This is a genomic window from Paenibacillus sp. FSL H8-0315 (genome assembly GCF_038005365.1).
Lineage (GTDB): Bacteria > Bacillota > Bacilli > Paenibacillales > Paenibacillaceae > Paenibacillus_AQ > Paenibacillus_AQ odorifer.
In genome coordinates this window covers 1059488-1077306 of record NZ_JBBOTA010000001.1, presented here as the reverse complement: position 1 = coordinate 1077306, position 17819 = coordinate 1059488, and the positions used below count along the sequence as shown (strand labels likewise).

Annotated in this window: 13 protein-coding genes and 1 tRNA gene; 12 read left to right on the top strand and 2 right to left on the bottom strand. The window is 45.1% G+C overall.

Annotated elements, in window-relative coordinates; translation table 11 throughout:
• The first annotated feature begins 27 nt into the window (after window positions 1-27).
• The 3 genes from MHB56_RS04640 (at window position 28) to mglC (ending at window position 3857) form a co-directional block, all read left to right on the top strand.
• Window positions 28-1098 (top strand): galactose ABC transporter substrate-binding protein, encoded by a 1071-nt coding sequence (locus tag MHB56_RS04640; protein WP_094903385.1) that lies wholly within the window; start codon window positions 28-30, stop codon window positions 1096-1098.
• 146 nt (window positions 1099-1244) lie between these two features.
• On the top strand, window positions 1245-2756 hold the full coding sequence (locus MHB56_RS04635; protein ID WP_076101437.1) for a sugar ABC transporter ATP-binding protein: 1512 nt from the start codon (window positions 1245-1247) through the stop codon (window positions 2754-2756).
• Between the two features lie 93 nt (window positions 2757-2849).
• Entirely contained in the window at window positions 2850-3857 is a 1008-nt protein-coding gene (mglC, locus tag MHB56_RS04630) for a galactose/methyl galactoside ABC transporter permease MglC (protein ID WP_076127586.1), read from the top strand.
• A 783-nt stretch (window positions 3858-4640) separates the two neighbouring features.
• Here the strand turns inward: mglC and MHB56_RS04625 are convergent.
• A complete protein-coding gene (locus MHB56_RS04625; RefSeq protein ID WP_179089550.1) occupies window positions 4641-4817 on the bottom strand; it encodes a hypothetical protein in 177 nt (58 codons plus the stop codon).
• A gap of 286 nt (window positions 4818-5103) precedes the next feature.
• On the opposite strand from MHB56_RS04625, the gene MHB56_RS04620 reads away from it, so the two are divergent.
• The 3 genes from MHB56_RS04620 (at window position 5104) to MHB56_RS04610 (ending at window position 8775) form a co-directional block, all read left to right on the top strand.
• Entirely contained in the window at window positions 5104-5481 is a 378-nt protein-coding gene (locus MHB56_RS04620) for a hypothetical protein (RefSeq protein ID WP_341143323.1), read from the top strand.
• A 300-nt stretch (window positions 5482-5781) separates the two neighbouring features.
• Entirely contained in the window at window positions 5782-7746 is a 1965-nt protein-coding gene (locus tag MHB56_RS04615) for a WG repeat-containing protein (RefSeq protein WP_341143322.1), read from the top strand.
• Between the two features lie 312 nt (window positions 7747-8058).
• The gene (locus MHB56_RS04610; protein ID WP_036685704.1) at window positions 8059-8775 is read left to right on the top strand and encodes a CAP domain-containing protein; all 717 of its coding nucleotides are present in this window, start codon (window positions 8059-8061) and stop codon (window positions 8773-8775) included.
• A gap of 133 nt (window positions 8776-8908) precedes the next feature.
• Here the strand turns inward: MHB56_RS04610 and MHB56_RS04605 are convergent.
• A tRNA-Lys gene (locus tag MHB56_RS04605) sits at window positions 8909-8981 on the bottom strand.
• A 239-nt stretch (window positions 8982-9220) separates the two neighbouring features.
• Between MHB56_RS04605 and MHB56_RS04600 the strand changes: the two genes are divergently transcribed.
• The 6 genes from MHB56_RS04600 (at window position 9221) to MHB56_RS04575 (ending at window position 17520) form a co-directional block, all read left to right on the top strand.
• A complete protein-coding gene (locus tag MHB56_RS04600) occupies window positions 9221-10060 on the top strand; it encodes a GDSL-type esterase/lipase family protein (protein ID WP_341143321.1) in 840 nt (279 codons plus the stop codon).
• A 102-nt stretch (window positions 10061-10162) separates the two neighbouring features.
• Window positions 10163-11143, top strand: coding sequence for an ABC transporter ATP-binding protein (locus MHB56_RS04595; protein ID WP_111504840.1), 981 nt, complete (start codon window positions 10163-10165; stop codon window positions 11141-11143).
• On the top strand, window positions 11136-12125 hold the full coding sequence (locus MHB56_RS04590; RefSeq protein ID WP_036685819.1) for an ABC transporter permease: 990 nt from the start codon (window positions 11136-11138) through the stop codon (window positions 12123-12125). The genes MHB56_RS04595 and MHB56_RS04590 overlap by 8 nt, the downstream gene beginning before the upstream one ends.
• Before the next feature lie 169 nt (window positions 12126-12294).
• Entirely contained in the window at window positions 12295-14277 is a 1983-nt protein-coding gene (gene parE / locus MHB56_RS04585) for a DNA topoisomerase IV subunit B (protein WP_341143320.1), read from the top strand.
• Window positions 14278-14454: 177 nt separating this feature from the next.
• The gene (gene gyrA / locus MHB56_RS04580) at window positions 14455-16896 is read left to right on the top strand and encodes a DNA gyrase subunit A (RefSeq protein WP_076127599.1); all 2442 of its coding nucleotides are present in this window, start codon (window positions 14455-14457) and stop codon (window positions 16894-16896) included.
• Between the two features lie 192 nt (window positions 16897-17088).
• On the top strand, window positions 17089-17520 hold the full coding sequence (locus MHB56_RS04575) for a MarR family winged helix-turn-helix transcriptional regulator (RefSeq protein ID WP_076127601.1): 432 nt from the start codon (window positions 17089-17091) through the stop codon (window positions 17518-17520).
• The last annotated feature ends 299 nt before the right edge of the window (window positions 17521-17819 follow it).

Sequence of the window (17819 nt, the reverse complement as noted above, 5' to 3'; positions counted from 1 at the left end):
GAAGTATAAACAGGAGGTCAATGAATAATGAAAAAAATCACTTCCGTTCTTTTAGCAAGCGCAATACTGGGTGCCGCCCTGGCAGGCTGTGGCAATAGCAACAATAATGCAGACAGTGGTAAAGCTACCAACGCTCCAAAAACTGAAAATGCGGGCTCTTCCACTGAAACGCCAAAAGTAGGGGTAGCCATTTACAAATTTGACGATACCTTCATGACAGGTGTTCGTAACGCAATCGACACTGCTGCCAAAGGCATTGCTACTGTAGATATCGTAGATAGCCAAAATTCTCAACCCACACAAAATGACAAAGTTGACTTGTTCATCACCAAAAAATATAAAGGCATGCTGATCAATCCGGTTGACCGTACTGCGGCTGGCGTTATTATCGAAAAAGCAAAAGCGGCAAATATTCCGGTGGTTTTCCTGAACCGCGAGCCGCTGCCAGAAGATATGAAGAAATGGGATAAGGTTTATTATGTAGGCGCTAAAGCGGAAGAATCCGGAACTATGTCCGGTCAACTGATCGTGGACTACTGGAAGGCACATCCTGAAGCGGATAAAAACGGCGACGGTGTCCTCCAATACGTAATGCTAAAAGGCGAACCGGGGCACCAAGACGCTGAGCTTCGTACTACTTACTCCATCCAAGCAATTGAAGATGCCGGCATCAAGGTAGAAAAGCTGGCTGAAGATACTGCGATGTGGGACCGCGTAAAAGGGCAAGAAAAAATGGCAGCCTTCCTTGGCTCCCATGGCGACAAAATTGAAGCTGTGCTTGCGAACAATGACGATATGGCTCTCGGTGCAATCGAAGCTCTGAAAGCTTCAGGTTACTTCACGGGTGATAAATTCATGCCGGTAGTAGGTGTAGATGCTACTGCTCCTGCGATTCAAGCGCTGCAAGATGGAACGATGCTTGGTACCGTGCTGAATGATGCGAACAACCAAGGTAAAGCTGCGATCACAGTTGCTGCTCTGCTTGCTAAAGGAGAAACACCTACAAAAGATAACGTAGGCTTTGATATCACAGACAACCAATACGTGTGGATTTCCTATAAAAAGATCACCAAAGACAATATCGATGACGCCAAATAATAACGCTCTAATCTAGATGGAATTCATGATCTTATGGCAGCAACGGGGAGCGGATTTTCGCTCCTCGGATTTCTTTCAGGCAGGGAACAGGATGAAACCGCTGTGCCTCTCATGAAAAAAGAAAAAAGCGTAGGGGGCGTAACAACATGGAAAAAGCTGAGTTTTTGCTAGAAATGAATGACATTACTAAAGAATTCCCCGGCGTCAAAGCGCTGGATGCAGTTAGTTTAAAGGTCAGACCAGGTTCGGTGCATGCCCTTATGGGCGAGAATGGTGCGGGTAAGTCCACTTTAATGAAATGTCTCTTTGGTATTTATTCACCGGATGCCGGTGAGATTTTTTTGGAGGGTGAGAAGACCTCTATCGGAAGCTCAAATGACGCTTTGAAAAATGGGATCTCCATGATTCATCAGGAGCTGCATCCCGTGCCGTTCCGAAGTGTGATGGAGAATATCTGGTTAGGACGTTTCCCAACCAAAGGGATTGGACCTTTTCAGTTTATTGACCATAAGAAAATGTACACTGACACGGAGAATTTGTTTAAAGATCTGGATATCGATCTGAATCCCGAGACATTAGTGGGTAAGCTCTCTGTATCCAAAATCCAATCCATTGAAATTGCGAAGGCTGTCTCTTTTCACTCCCGCGTTATTGTAATGGACGAACCTACTTCCTCCCTGACCAGTGTGGAGGTGGAGCATTTATTTCGGATCATACGGGACCTTAGGAGTAGAGGCGTAGCTATTATTTATATATCTCACAAAATGGAAGAGATTCTCGAGATTTCTGACGAAGTTACCATTATGCGGGACGGTAAAAAAATCGGAACCTGGCCAGCGGCGGAATTGACCACAGACCTTATCATTTCCAAAATGGTCGGCCGTGACTTGACCAATCGATTCCCAGAACGCTTTAACGTGCCTGGCGAAGTATATATGAAGGTGGAAGGGTTAACCTCCCCTGAAGAAAGATCGTTTAAAGATGTTTCTTTTGAATTAAGACGAGGTGAGGTTTTAGGGATTGGTGGTCTGGTAGGCGCTCAGAGAACAGAGGTTATTGAGGCATTATTCGGCCTGAGGGCTATCAAATCGGGGACGATTTCTATCGATGGTAAGCGCATTCATATCCAATCTCCCAAGGATGCTAAGAAACACGGAATGGCTTTGCTTACGGAGGAACGGCGTGTCACCGGTATTTTTCCAGTCTTGTCTGTTCATGAAAATGGCGCAATCGCTAATCTGCATCGATACCAGAAACTACTACTTCTACTAGATGGAAAAAAGAAAAAAGAAGAAGTCGATAAAATGATTGAAAAATTACGGACCAAAACTCCAACAACCAAAACGCTAATCATGAATCTTTCTGGTGGGAATCAGCAAAAAGTGCTGCTCGCCAGATGGCTTCTAACCGAGCCCGAAATCCTGCTTCTGGACGAGCCGACTCGCGGTATCGACGTAGGGGCTAAATTCGAGATTTATTCGATTATTGCCGACTTGGCGCAGCAAGGGAAAAGCATCATTATGATCTCCTCAGAAATGCCGGAGCTGCTCGGAATGTCTGACCGTGTAATGGTCATGTCGGAGGGTAGGCTTACCGGAATACTAGAAGGCGAGCAAGCTACGGAAACCGAAGTTATGCGGCTCGCTGCACAGCATTAGGATAGGATTTCAATGATAGTTTTGCTGGGCGAAACTAGATTTGGTTTACGAAGAGAAGTACTCTTCGCGTAACTTTAAGGAGGAACACTACTAATGAACGCTAAACGAGCCCAATCTTTTATTACTCAAAATGCTATTTATATTGTCTTGGTAATTCTAATTATGGGTATTGCCTTATATGAGCCGGCCTTTATCTCTGTAAATACTTTACGGGACATTCTAATTCAGTCGTCAACACGGATTATCATCGCGCTTGGTGTTGCCTTCATCCTTATCACAGCTGGGACGGACTTGTCTGCTGGACGTGTGGTTGGTTTTACAGCGGTAATCTCTGCTTCGATGCTGCAAATTCCGGATTATTCCCGGCGCTTTTTTCCTGATCTGCCGCAGGTGCAAGTTTGGCTTCCGATCCTTATAGCTATCATCGCTGGTCTTCTCTGCGGACTGGTCAATGGTATTGTCGTCTCCAAGCTGAACGTTCCGCCGTTTATCGCAACACTGGGTACGATGGTTATCGTCTACGGCTTGAATTCTTTGTACTTTGACATGGACCCCAACCAATCACAGCCGATTGGCGGCCTGCGTCCAGATTTCACTACGATCGGTTCCGGGTTTATTGGCAAGGGGCAATATTCAATCCCGTATATCGTGCTGATAGCCTTGGGTGTCGCCGCCATCGTATGGGTGGTGTTCAATAAAACTAAGCTGGGCAAGAACATGTACGCTATCGGCGGTAACATGCAGGCAGCTAAAGTATCTGGCATCGATGTTTCCAAGAACTTGATCTACATCTATGCGATTGCTGGAGCCCTTTATGGTTTGGCTGGTGTGCTGGAGGCTGCCAGAACAGGTGGCGCAACCAATAACTATGGTAACATGTATGAGCTTGATGCGATTGCTGCTTGCGTCGTGGGCGGGGTGTCCACAACCGGTGGTATCGGAACAGTGCCAGGTGTTCTGGTCGGTGTTATTATCTTTACCTTAATCAACTACGGCCTGACCTTTATCGGCATCAGCCCTTACTATCAGTTGATTATCAAAGGTCTGATCATCATCGCCGCGGTCGCATTTGATATGCGGAAATATTCTTCGAAGAAGTAGTTGTGTGGGGGATGTGTGGTGATTATAGCGTTTGCTATTTATGGCAAACGCTTTTTGGTTTGTCCATTTCGCTTGCTGATATTAAGCAACTCGTAAGAAATAATTCATAAGATGCAATTTAAAAGTACCGATTTATAAGAAGCAATTCATTAGAAGCAAATTAAAAGTACCAATTCACATGCACTTAACGTTGCCCCCTTGCTCCTCGCATAGAAAAACTACGCACGAGCACGAAAACTACCCACAAAAACTAGTTTAATTAGTTAGGGGTTAAACCACTTCCGCTCCCACTAGTACCATTGGGACCAGCAGCAAGTACAGTAATAATATCAACTACACCAATAAATCAACTACACCAATAATGCCACTATCCAGCACTGCTAACTACAGCGCTGCTAACTACAGCGCTGCTAACTAAAGCACCACTAACTACGGTACTGCCAACCAAAACACCACTAACTACAGTACTACCAACTACTCAACACCAATACTACCCACTAAAATGCCACCACGACCAAATAGCGTCAACAACACTAACACACAGATCACCAATGGCTATTACCAACATGAAACAAACATACCACTAAAAATACCCGCCAAAATGCCACCATGACTAAACAGCTCCAGCAACACTAACATCAACATCAACATCAACATCAACATCAACATCAACATCAACATCAACATTACTTACCACCACCAACTTCAATCAACATTGCCACCCCTGCTCCATCAAATCTAATATTGCACCAATTGGATTTACTCCACCCGATAGTTGCACCATCACCGCCACGGAACATCTACAGCATCATTACCAACACCATTACCAACACCAATTAATATCTTCAACACAAACACGGCTAGCACAATCCACTCAACATTGTCAGCATGAACACGGCAATCACCGCCACAAATCAATACCAGCAGCAATAACACGACCATCGCTATCAGGAGAACCACGAAAACACATCATATTCATCATAGCTCACCAACAATATCAACAAACTAATATTAGTAACAGAACAGAAGCACCATGAGGTGAGAGAACGGTATAAATCCCGTAGAATTGGCTGAAACGAGCTATGTGTGGCGAAAGAACAGTATAAATCCCGCAGAATTAGCCGAAACGAGCTACGTGGGGCGAAAGAACAGTATAAATCCCGCAGAATTAGCCGAAACGAGCTATGTGTGGCGAAAGAACGGTATAAATCCCGTAGAATTAGCTGAAATGAGCTAACGTGAAAGAATGAGAGGCAAAAATGCCCTAGAATACGCCGAAACGAGCGAAGGAGGAGGAAAAAGAGGCAAAAATGCCCTAGAATACGCCGAAACGAGCTACGGAGGAGGAAAGAGAGGCATTAATGCTCTAAAGTACGCCGAAACGAGCTACGGAGGAGGAAAGAGAGGCATTAATGCTCTAAAGTACGCCGAAACGAGCTACGGAGGAGGAAAGAGAGGCATTAATGCTCTAAAGTACGCCGAAACGAGCTACGGAGGAGGAAAGAGAGGCATTAATGCTCTAAAGTACGCCGAAACGAGCTACGGAGGAGGAAAGAGAGGCAAAAATGCCTTAGAATACGCCGAAACGAGCGAGAAGGAGGAAAGAGAGGCATTAATGCCCTAGAATACACCGAAACGAGCGAAGGTGGAGGAAAGAGAAGCATTAATGCCCTAGAATATGCCGAAACGAGCTACAGTGGAGGAAAGAGAGGCAAAAATGCTCTAGAATTCGCCGAAACGAGCTACAGTGGAGGAAAGAGAGGCAAAAATGCCCTAGAATTCGCCGAAACGAGCAACTATGGAGGAAACACGGTATTTTTATCCTGGAATACGCCTCCCCCTAACCCCAAAGATCAAAAAGCACATAAACCAACGTTCTCCCATATTCTATAGGCAAATGCCTTTGTTAAAGGGGAGCGACTGGATGTTAAGAATTAGGTTGAATGAGCTGGGGAAAGGGAATGACAATGGTCTGATACAGGCGGATGTATGGAAATGGGATGGCATTGGCTGGAACGAATATATTACTCAGCAGGATGAGGATTTCATACGCACGGAAGAGGAGTTATTCGTCACGATTCCGGCAGAAGCGGGATTATATCGTGTAGATTACTCTAATAAGCCTTTTGAGGCGCCATACTTATTGCCGGAGTGGGTGGGGGACGATCTGCGGACCACGGGTCTGCATCCCGCGCCGTTTAATCTCAAAGAGGGCACACTTTGGGGATATATTAACGACGAAGGCCGTGTTCAGATTGAACCTCGGTACGAATATGCTGAGGATTTTCAGAAGAACGGTCTTGCCGTAGTTCAGCGAAAAAATAGCAGCGGGCTCATTGACAGCACTGGAAGAGAACGAGTGAAGCCGATCTATTCTTTTATTGCGCCTTTTTCGGAAGAGCGCGCGGTCGTGTCGGATGCCAAGGGGTACACTTTTATTGATGAAAAAGGCAAAGAAGTGACGTCCGCCCGGTATGATTATTTGAACTCATTACATGAGGGGCGTGCACTATTTTCAAAACAAAATACAACCGGTGGCCAATCGCTATATGGATATGTGGACGCGCAAGGCAAAGAGGTGCTGCCCGCGATTTATGTGGATGCCAATGATTTTATGAACGGCGTGGCTTTGGTTAAAATCAAAGAAGGAGAGTATGCGCTCATCGATCCGGATGGGAACATTCTGCATACGTATAACCATCCTTTCGTTGGAAGTCCGGGAGAAGGTTTGCTAGCCTATCAAGCGACTGAAAACGGTAAATATGGCTATTTAAATATGGATGGTTCTGTAGCCATTCAACCGCAATTCACCTCTGCTTTACCTTTTTCAGAGGGACGCGCGGTGGTGAATACCGCTGAAAATTATGGCAACGCCTACGGGCTGATTGATAAACAAGGAAAAATGATCATCCCGGCAAAATATTATGAAGTATTGCAGCTAGGTGAAGGCAGAGTAGCCATAGGAACGCCTGTATTCCCCAGCCAGCCTTATCGCGGATCACGTTACGTAATTGCAGATGCGGAAACGGGAGCGGTCCTGAGCAATCACACCCTGCTTGGCGTGAACAATTACCAGGAGGGATTGGCGTCTGTATTTGATGCTAAAGATACCTATTTTATCGATAGAAGTGGAAAAAAGGCAGCCCAGCCCCCAGTTATTCCAGGGGCAGGAACACTCACCCTTAGCGGACGTTTGATAAGAGCAGATGTAGATCAACGCACATCTTATTATGATCGGCAGGGAAAGCAGGTTTGGCGCCAAAATGGAGTCATTCCGCTGAGACCTCCCTATTCCGTAGTAGAGAAGAAATACAAACCGAACAGGGATTATCTGGTGTATTATCCGGTCGTTGAGGGGATTGCAAGTGCTGAAGTTTCGCGAGAGGTTAACGATAAGCTGCGCAAGCTATCCCTTGCTGAAGACGTTGGGAGTGGAGGGGTTTCCCAGGACTTTAGTTATAATGGTGATTTTTCAGTCTCTTTCTTCCGTAAAAACCTGCTGGTGCTGGAGCTGACCGGTTATCGTTTTCCTTTTGGAGCAGCACATGGAATGCCTACCAAAATCTATCCGCATATTAATTTGCGCAGCGGCAGGTTCTATAAGCTGGGGGATTTGTTCAAGCCAGGCAGCAGATATGTGGAGAAGCTCAGTAAAATTGTGGGCAAACAGATCGAGAACGATCCACAATATTCATATGTTTTTCCGGATACGTATAAAGGAATTACCTCGGATCAGCCCTTCTTTGTAGATAATGAAGCGTTGTATCTATATTTCGCACCTTATGAGATCGCTCCGTATTCTGCAGGTTTTCCAACCTTCCGGATTCCTTATGCGGAAATCATGGGATTGATCTCTACGGAGGGCGAGTTCTGGCAATCGTTCCATTAATCGTCAGGTATCCATAGGTTTGCTGAAGTTGCCGTCCTTTCGGGGAGGGCGACTTTTTTTGCTTTTTCTCGCTTTTTTTCGCGAATAACAGGTAAAATGGTATTTTTAGGCAGGAAAACAGCGGAAGAAAGCGAATGTATCTAGGAATCGGAAATCTTACAGTCAAGACTATTATATGTAAAAAATTAGAAGCGCACATTTGAGAGATTTATGCTACAATGACTGAGGAACAAATTACAACTTTGTAACATTTGTAGATGGTCACTCTAGGCAGAAGCATATATTACACGCAAGAAAAAAGGAGATGGCAGATTGAAGAACAAGACATTAAAAGCAATCATCGGTGGTAGCGTGGCAGCTGTTATGGCACTTAGTATTTCTCTTCCATTGGAAGCAAATGCGGCATCGAATGAATCGACAGTAACAATAAAAGGCACAAGTTATGAGCAAATATTACAATATTTTAAACAAGCTAATCTTGAGGGATTCCCTTTTTCGAATAGCACAATCGTGGTGACTAAGCCGCAAACTGGAACAGTACCAAACAAAGACAACACGACCACAACTACAACTACAAAACCGGTTACAAAGCCAGCAGACACAACTACTGTAACTAAGCCAACTGATAATACAACTACAACAGGTGCTGTGAGCAATAAAGGAACCTATGTTCAGCAAATCGTAACGCTGGTAAACAAAGAACGTGCAGCAGCTGGTTTGTCACCTGTAGCTGGATTGGACAGCCTGCACAAAGTTGCCGCTACAAAAGCTACAGATATGCGTTCGAATAACTATTTCTCACATACTTCACCTACGTATGGTTCACCTTTTGATATGATGAAATCCTTTGGCATCACTTATAAAGCCGCAGGTGAGAATATCGCAATGGGACAAAAAACACCAGAGGAAGTAATGAAGGCATGGATGAATAGTCCAGGTCACCGCGCTAATATTTTGAATGCTAACTTCAATTATATCGGTGTAGGCTATGATAATAATTACTGGGTTCAAGAGTTTATTGGTAAATAATACGAGTAGATGCTTCAGGAAGAAATCGTTCTCCTATGTAATTCGGGGAGCGGTTTTTTTTGTGTGGTGAAGAATAAAAATGCAACAAAAAAAGAAGTAAGGAACTTGTCCTTACTTCTTCTGTCTAGCTCTATGGGTTATGCAGGGGTCGAACCTGCGACCTGCCGATTAAGAGTCGGCTGCTCTACCAGCTAAGCTAATAACCCGTAATGTCTAAAGAGTCAACGGTGAATATTATATAATGGCATTAATTAAAAAGCCAGTATTTTTTTATTTTCAAAAAAGTCCACACTCGTTCCTCGGCAAAAACACTGTAGCAGCGGGATTTTTTTCTTTGCTAGACATTTGCAAAACTTGTATGGAAGAATTATGTTTATGTAACATAGTTAAGATCTTTGTAAATTGTGGAACAATACATAATAGAACGGCATACGGAGGGATAGCTTTGAAGGATTCGAAATGGACATGGCGCAGCGTCAGCTTGATTTCCATAGTAACAACTATAGTTTTGATGGTTGGTTTAGTTTATGCGGTTAAAGATATTATCTATCCGGTCGGAGAGGTTACCGAGAGCAGCTTGCCTCAGCAAACAGCCGCACCGGTGACGGAGACCGTCAAGCTCCTCAAAATTGTTGCGCTCGGGGATTCGCTTACCAAGGGGACCGGTGATAACACCGGAGAAGGGTTTGTTAAGCGTACGGTTACTGGTTTATCTGCAAAAGGTGTCACCGTAGACTTTTTAGGCAATATGGGGATTAACGGGTTGACTACTGCGGGGCTGTTAAGCAAACTGAACGAAGATGGTGTGGAGTATGCCTTGCGCATGTCGAATGTTGTTTTGCTTTCCGTCGGAGGAAATGATCTGTTTAAGGATTCGGATATTCTTGAGAATAATGGGGCGCAACAGGGCAACACAACTTCATCAACCTCGGGGCAGGAGCTGACTCCAGAGTCTTTATTAGCCGCTCTGCCAGAAGCAGCAGCTAGACTGGAGAAGATTCTCGATAAAATCTCACAGATCAATCCGAATGCGCAAGTTTACTATATGGGGCTGTATAATCCCTTTGGCGATATTCCAGAATTACTGGCACCAGGCAATCAAGCGGTAACGAAGTGGAATAATACGGCAATGGATATTATTAATAAGCATAGCAACATGACCTTGGTTCCTACGTTTGACTTATTCAACAGACATTTGGACAAGTATTTATCCACCGATCATTTTCATCCTAATGGTGATGGTTATCAGCGAATCGGAGAACGGTTCATACAGGCTGTGCAGTAGTATATAGGTGAGTGTTAAATTTTGCAGTAAGATCATGTAGGTAAATGCCCTTTGAGCAAGTACAAACCGAGAAAATGACAGTCACAAGGAGCTAAATTAAATATGACAAAAACGAATAGTGAAGACTCCGGCACAGTCGTCTTGTCTGTGGACGGGGTACGTAAAAAAATAGGACGAAAATGGATTATAGATGATGTCACTTTCGATGTGAGAGAAGGGGAAATCTTCGGCTTTCTCGGGCCTAATGGCGCTGGGAAGACGACCACGATCCGCATGCTTGTGGATTTGATTCGACCTACTGAGGGCAAGATTACAGTATGTGGGTACAATGTGAACCGAAATCCGGAAAAAGCATTGCAATATGTAGGCTCTATCGTTGAGAATCCTGAGGTGTATACCTATTTGACCGGATGGGAGAATTTGCAGCATTTTGCCCGGATGCAGCCTGGCGTAGACAATGAACGTATTAGCGAAGTGGTAGATATTGTTCGATTAGATCAGCGGATACATGATAAGGTAAGTACATACTCGCTTGGGATGAGACAACGATTAGGCATTGCGCAGGCGCTGTTAGGACGTCCACGGCTGCTTATTTTGGACGAGCCGACGAATGGACTTGACCCTAAAGGCATTAAAGAGCTGCGAGAATTCATTCGCAAGCTGGCGGATGAAGGGCTGGCGGTGTTCGTATCCAGCCATCTGCTTAGTGAAATTCAGCTTCTTTGCGACCGTGTAGCGATTATTAGTAAAGGGCGTGTATTGGCAGTAGGTGCGGTAGATGAGCTGATCGCTCGTAATTCGCCGTATGTACTTTGGGAGCTGGAGCCTTTTGCTGAGGCCCGGGAAATGCTGGCTGATCGTTCAGATATTCAAATTCAGAAACTGGAAGACGTCACATTGGATGACTCAATTATTGCCGGGATGGGCCCCAATTCTTTAATAACGATCATGGATCAGGATCTGATCCCCGAGATTGTGGCCGTAATGGTTACTGCTGAAATCGAGGTGAGGGCTGTGCATAAAATTAATCCGACACTGGAACAGCTATTCTTGAAACTAACGGAGGGTGAGAATGTTGAGTAACTTGCTTCCGCTAATCCGTAATGAGTGCTTGAAGATTATAAAAAAGAAACGGTTTTATGTTATACTGCTGATTCTGATTGTACTGGTGCCTATGTTCACCTATGCACAGATGCGTTCAGCCGAACGGAGTCGGGAGAAATTTAATTCCGATTGGCGGCTTGAGATCCAGCAGCAGATTATCGATAATCAAAATTCACTGGGCAGTGACCGGATTCCAGAGGAATGGAAGACTTATCGGCGAATATTTGTACAACAGCTTCAGTATTATCTTCACCATGACGTTAATCCGAATGAACCTAGCGGGGTTACCTTCACCCGTGAATTTATGGATAATTCGGTTACATTATTTATTCCGTTGCTCATTATGGCGGTGGCCTCAGATTTGGTCTCGGCCGAAAGGACAACCGGAACTATCAAAATGCTGTTGACTAGGCCGGTCAAGCGTTGGAAGGTGCTTTTTAGCAAAATGACAGCACTGCTAATGTTTGTCTCGCTTATCGTACTTTCCACATTTGCAATCAGTTACTTTATCTCTGGTCTCGCCTTTGGTTTTAAAGGTTTTAACATTCCTGTTTTTACAGGCTTTAAAATCAGTGGTGATTCGCTAGATATGTCTACTGTACATGCAGTACCCCAGTGGAAATATATGCTTATGCAAGGTGGTTTGATTTGGTTCGTCAGCGTAGTGGTTGCACTGCTCGCGTTCATGATCTCGGTGCTTGTTCGCAGTACTGCGGCGAGTATAGTAGTTATGATGGCAGCGCTGATTGCAGGTAGTATACTGACCAATATGGCCTCTGCCTGGACAACAGCGAAATATTTATTTATGGTAAATCTTGGGCTGACCAGCTATTTGTCTGGTACTCCCGCCCCCATTGAAGGGATGTCCTTGTCATTTTCCATGGCTGTGCTGGCTGTATGGGGGGCCGCTTCGGTGATCATTTCATTCGCCGTCTTTACGAAAAGGGATATTTTGAATTAGAATGAACAAAGTGACCAAAACGTTTGTTTGCATTTCTTAGAAATATAGGAGAGTATAATTTCACGTTATATTCTATCCTTAGGTTTTTGGCAGTAACGGATACCGTTCTTAACAAAAAGGACGGCCAAGCCGTTTCTTCTTAGTATAGAGAAAAGAAGGAGGAGCATGAATGCTCGAACAGATCGATATGTTTGCTGAAGTTTCTAATAACGGCGAGAATGGCCGTACTGGATACGATGCTGACGACATTCAAGTGCTCGAAGGTCTGGTTGCAGTACGCAAACGACCTGGCATGTATATCGGCAGTACGAGTTCTTCAGGACTACATCATTTAGTATGGGAAATCGTAGATAATGCCGTAGATGAGCATTTAGCCAAGTATTGTACAAAGATTGACATACTGCTTCGCAAGGATGGCTCGGTAACCGTTAGCGATAATGGACGGGGGATCCCAACTGGAATGCATAAGACAGGGGTACCTACCCCGCAAGTTGTATTTACAATTTTGCATGCGGGCGGTAAGTTCGGTGGATCGGGTTATAAAAAATCAGGCGGTTTGCATGGCGTAGGGGCTTCTGTCACAAACGCTTTGTCTGAATGGCTCGAAGTAGAGATTTATCGTGAGGGCAAAATCCACCGGCAGCGATTTGAGTACTGGGTGGACAAGAAGGGCAAGGAGCATGTTGGCGAACCTGTAACTGGTCTTGAAGTTCTGGGTAACACCAATAGAACTGGTTCGAAAATTACTTTCAAGCCAGATATTCGTGTCTTCCCAAATGGAATTGCTCTGAATTATGACACGCTGGCAGAGCGGGTTCAGGAGATTGCTTTTCTGAATTCCGGTCTGCGTATTACACTGCAAGATGAGCGGAGCAACCGTCAGGATGAATTCTTTTATGAAGGTGGAGCCAGTCAATTTGTGCAGTTTCTCAACGAAGGTAAAGATGTTCTCCATGATGTTATTCATTTCAGTGCAGAAAAGGATGATATCGAGGTAGAAGTAGCTCTGCAATACAACGGAGGCTACACAGAAACCTTGGCTTCCTTCGTAAACTCCATTCCAACTCGCAGCGGGGGCACACATGAGACCGGCTTTAAAACTGCGTACACTCGTGTATTAAATGAATATGCCCGCCGCACGCAATTGCTTAAAGAAAAAGATAAAAACCTGGAAGGTAATGATCTGCGGGAAGGCATGATGGCTGTCATCAGTGTAAAAATGTCCGAGGTTGAATTTGTTGGACAGACGAAGGATCAGCTTGGCAGTGCTTCCGCCCGTAGTGCAGTAGATTATATCGTTTCTGAAAATATGGCGCGTTTCTTGGAAGAGAATCCACAAGTTGCGCAGAGCCTGCTGAAGAAATCGATTCAAGCATCGAAAGCCCGGGAAGCGGCACGTAAAGCCCGCGATGAGATCCGCACAGGCAAGAAACGCAGCGAAAGCTCGAATCTTGGCGGTAAGCTGTCTCCTGCACAATCAAAGGACGTTACACGTACGGAGCTGTTCATCGTGGAAGGTGATTCCGCCGGTGGTTCAGCTAAGCAAGGCCGTGACTCTAAGATTCAAGCGATATTGCCGCTAAAAGGTAAACCGATGAATCCGGAGAAAGCTAAGCTGCTGGACATCCTGAAGAACGACGAGTATAAAGCAATTATATCTACAATAGGTGCTGGAATTGGTCCGGATTTCACTGTCGAAGACAGCAATTATTCCAAAATTATCATTATGACCGATGCCGATACCGATGGGGCGCATATTCAGGTGCTGCTGCTGACATTTTTCTATCGTTATATGAAGCCTTTATTAGATGCAGGCAAGGTCTTTATCGCTCAGCCTCCACTTTATAAGTTGACCCGCAAAACGGGTAAGCTGGAGACCGTAAGGTATGCGTGGAGTGATGAAGAGCTGCAAAATTACTTAAAGGAATTCGGCAAAAACTTCGAGCTTCAGCGTTATAAAGGATTGGGTGAGATGAACCCCGATCAGCTGTGGGAGACAACGATGAATCCTGAGTCGCGTACGCTGCTTCAGGTACAGATTGAGGATGCTGCTAAGGCGGAGCGCCGTGTTTCAACACTTATGGGTGACAAAGTCGATCCACGTAAACGCTGGATTGTTGAAAATGTCGATTTCACCGAAATTGTAGAGTAATGTCAGTGCTGCAAGTGACGATAATCCCGATTTTCTAAGAGCTTGGTGTTTATGGGACCTAGGGGAATTTTGGAACAGTAGGAGCGATAGTGCCCGGAATTCCAAAAAACTCTGAAGTACCTGAGACTCACCACACTATTTTAAAACGGGCAGTTTGAGGAACAGAAGGTGAGCAAAGTGAGTAGTTTATCAGAACAATTTTTGCCGGCATTTCTGGAAGAGGTCGTCGGTGACCGCTTTGGTCGGTATTCCAAATATATTATTCAGGACCGGGCAATCCCCGATGTCCGTGATGGACTTAAACCCGTGCAGCGCCGGATTCTTTATGCGATGTACGACTCCGGCAACACCCCTGACAAGCCATACCGCAAGTCAGCCAAAACTGTCGGAGATGTAATGGGTAATTACCATCCACATGGTGACTCCTCTATTTATGATGGTATGGTACGTATGGCACAGCCTTGGAAAATGGGGCATGTGCTAGTTGACGGTCACGGCAACTGGGGCTCCATGGACGATGACCCAGCAGCGGCAATGCGTTATACAGAGGCACGGCTGTCTCCCATTGCAATGGAGATGATGCGTGATATCGAGAAGCGGACGGTCTTGTTTAAAGATAACTTTGACAATACCGCCAAAGAGCCTGTTGTGGTTCCCTCCCGGTATCCGAATCTGCTCGTAAATGGCACGAGTGGGATTTCTGCTGGTTTTGCCACTGAAATTCCGCCACATAATCTGCGTGAAGTAATTGACGCTTGTATCGCAGTGATGCAGAAACCAAATATTGAGCTGGAAGAAATTATGACCTTCATGAAAGGTCCGGATTTCCCTACAGGCGGCACGATCATGGGCGGAGACGGCATCATGGATGCTTACCGCACAGGTAAAGGCCGTATTTACCTGCGCTCCAAAACAGAGATTGAGAATATGCGGGGCGGCAAGCAGCAAATCGTGATCACGGAAGTACCATTCCAGATTGTAAAATCACGGCTGGTTACTTCCATGGAGAATATTCGGCTGGAGAAAAAGATCGATGGCATTGCCGAGGTTCGTGATGAGAGCGGCCGTGAGGGACTGCGGATTGTAGTCGAACTCAAAAAAGAGGCTGATGCTCAAGGCGTGTTGGCGTATCTGCTCAAAAAAACCGATCTTCAAATCACCTATAACTTCAATATGGTTGCTATTGTTAACAAAGCACCTCAGCAGCTTGGTCTAAAAGCCATCCTGGAAGCTTATATCGCGCATCAGCGTGAAGTTGTGACTCATCGCACCCAGTTCGATCTGGAACGCGCTGAAGACCGTGCTCATGTCTTAGAGGGCTTAGTTAAAGCACTGAACATTCTGGATGAGGTTATCGCTGCGATCAAAGCTTCGAAAAATCGTCAGGATGCTCAGAACAATCTCGTATGGATGTTCGGCTTCAGTGAACGCCAAGCCGATTCGATCCTTACTTTGCAATTGTATCGTCTGACCAATCTGGAGATCACTTCACTCCAGAAAGAATTAGATGAAATGATGGCAAAGATTACACATCTGCGCGGTATTTTGGATAGCGACAAAAAGCTAGTTGCTGTAATTCGTAAGGAACTGCTGGAGATTCGCGACAAATACGGCATTGATCGCCGTTCTCTGATCCAAGGCGAAGTCGAGGAGCTCAAGGTTAGCCTTGAAGCGCTGGTCAACGCGGAGGATGTGCTCGTTGCTCTTTCAGCAGATGGTTATATTAAGCGGACTAGTATGCTTTCCTTCACCCGTTCTGGTGGGGAGCGTCATACCTCAGGCGTCAAAGAAGGCGATCATATCGTCAGGCTGCTGGATGTAAATACCCGTGACAGTCTGCTGGTATTTACCCGCAAGGGGCAATACTTCTTGCTTCCTGTGCACCAGATTCCGGAGTTTAAATGGAAAGAGCCTGGTACAGCGATTGTGAATGTTATTGGATTGTCTAAAGGAGATGGAATCGTTAGTGTGATTCCGGTGAATAATCTAGATGATCCGCAGCAGAGCCTTGTGTTTGTCACCCGTCGGGGTCAGGTGAAGCGTACAGAGCTCAAGGAATACTCTACAAGCCGTTCTGGAGCTGTAGCGGCCTGTAAGGTAGCCGAGGGTGATGAGATCATTACAGTGGCTTCTAGTACGAATGACAAGGACATTGTGCTGGTCACCCGTGAGGGAATGAGTATCCGATTCCATGAGAATGAGGTTAACCCTATGGGGCGCGTTGCATCCGGTGTAAGAGGAATTCAGCTGCGCGAGGGCGACGAGGTGATTTCCTGCTTCTGGGTCAGCGAAGATGAAGGCGAAATCCTTGCCATTTCTGATATTGGTTATGCGAAACGTTCATTACTTGTGGATTATCCATCACAAAGCCGTGGTGGCAAAGGAATGCCAACCTTCGAATTCAAGGAAGGTAAACGAATACGTCCAAATGGCAGCAGGTTAGCAGGGGCTTTCTATTGCAAGGAGCCGTTGGAACTGAACGCTGTTACCCGTGAGAATGCCCACCATACGTTCTCCTCTGAATCAGCGCCGCTGGGCGAGCGTCGTTCTACAGGCAAACAGATTGTAGCTGTGGAGAAAAAGGATGAGATCATAAATCTTTTCCCATCAGTTCATTAAAACTAGCGATTAACAAGTGATTTTATAACGGCGTTTAGTCCGCTCTTTTGGAGGGTTGACTAAGCGTCGTTTTTTATTTTTTTATGCTGAAGGTCCGGCAGATTTATTTTTTCTTCGTTTGCAGGAAATGGAAGTTGTTTCGCGAAAATGTAGATATACCGGATAGAACCGCGAGGAAAGGAAGGAATAAGTGTGCATGCTTCTGAATTCAGTAAAATTTGGCATAAGATTTTAAAAGATTATAAATTACATATGGACAGTAATCTTGCTCCAACGCTGACGGATGCCCAACTTACTGTACTTGAACTGCTTCAGGAACGCGACGCCATGAAGCCTTCTGATCTGGCTCCACATTTGGCGACCAGTCCTGCAGCGGTTACGATGTTACTTGATCGGATGGAGAAGCATGAGCTTATTGTGCGGGAAAGAGATGCTTCGGACCGGCGGATTGTATGGGTGAGTATAACGGAGACTGGAATGGAAGAAACTGCACGGGGTCTAAAGATCCGCAGTGATTTTTTTGCGGAAGCGCTTGATCCGATCTCCTCTCATAACCAACAGTTACTGCTCTACTTAATGGGCAAAATGGTTGTTACAACTACACCGGAGGGTTCTACACCTTGAAGCAAATAGCTTGGCTGTATCACTAGTGCATTTAGAGTATGTAGAAGCATTTAGAGTGTTTTAGAGCAATTAGAGGCATTTAGATGCATTTAGTTGTATTTTGTACAGCTATTGTTTGCTAATTACTCGATTGATGTAATATAACTGTATTTTATACAACTATTTTCTTGATTTACTTCTCTTTTTGCAGTTTCCCTGATTTTTAATTGTAAAGAGTACACTTAAAATCCGATCTATTGCTTTTTTATTCGGAATAAGTGTATAGAATGCAGTTATCTTACTTTTTATTTCAGATTCCA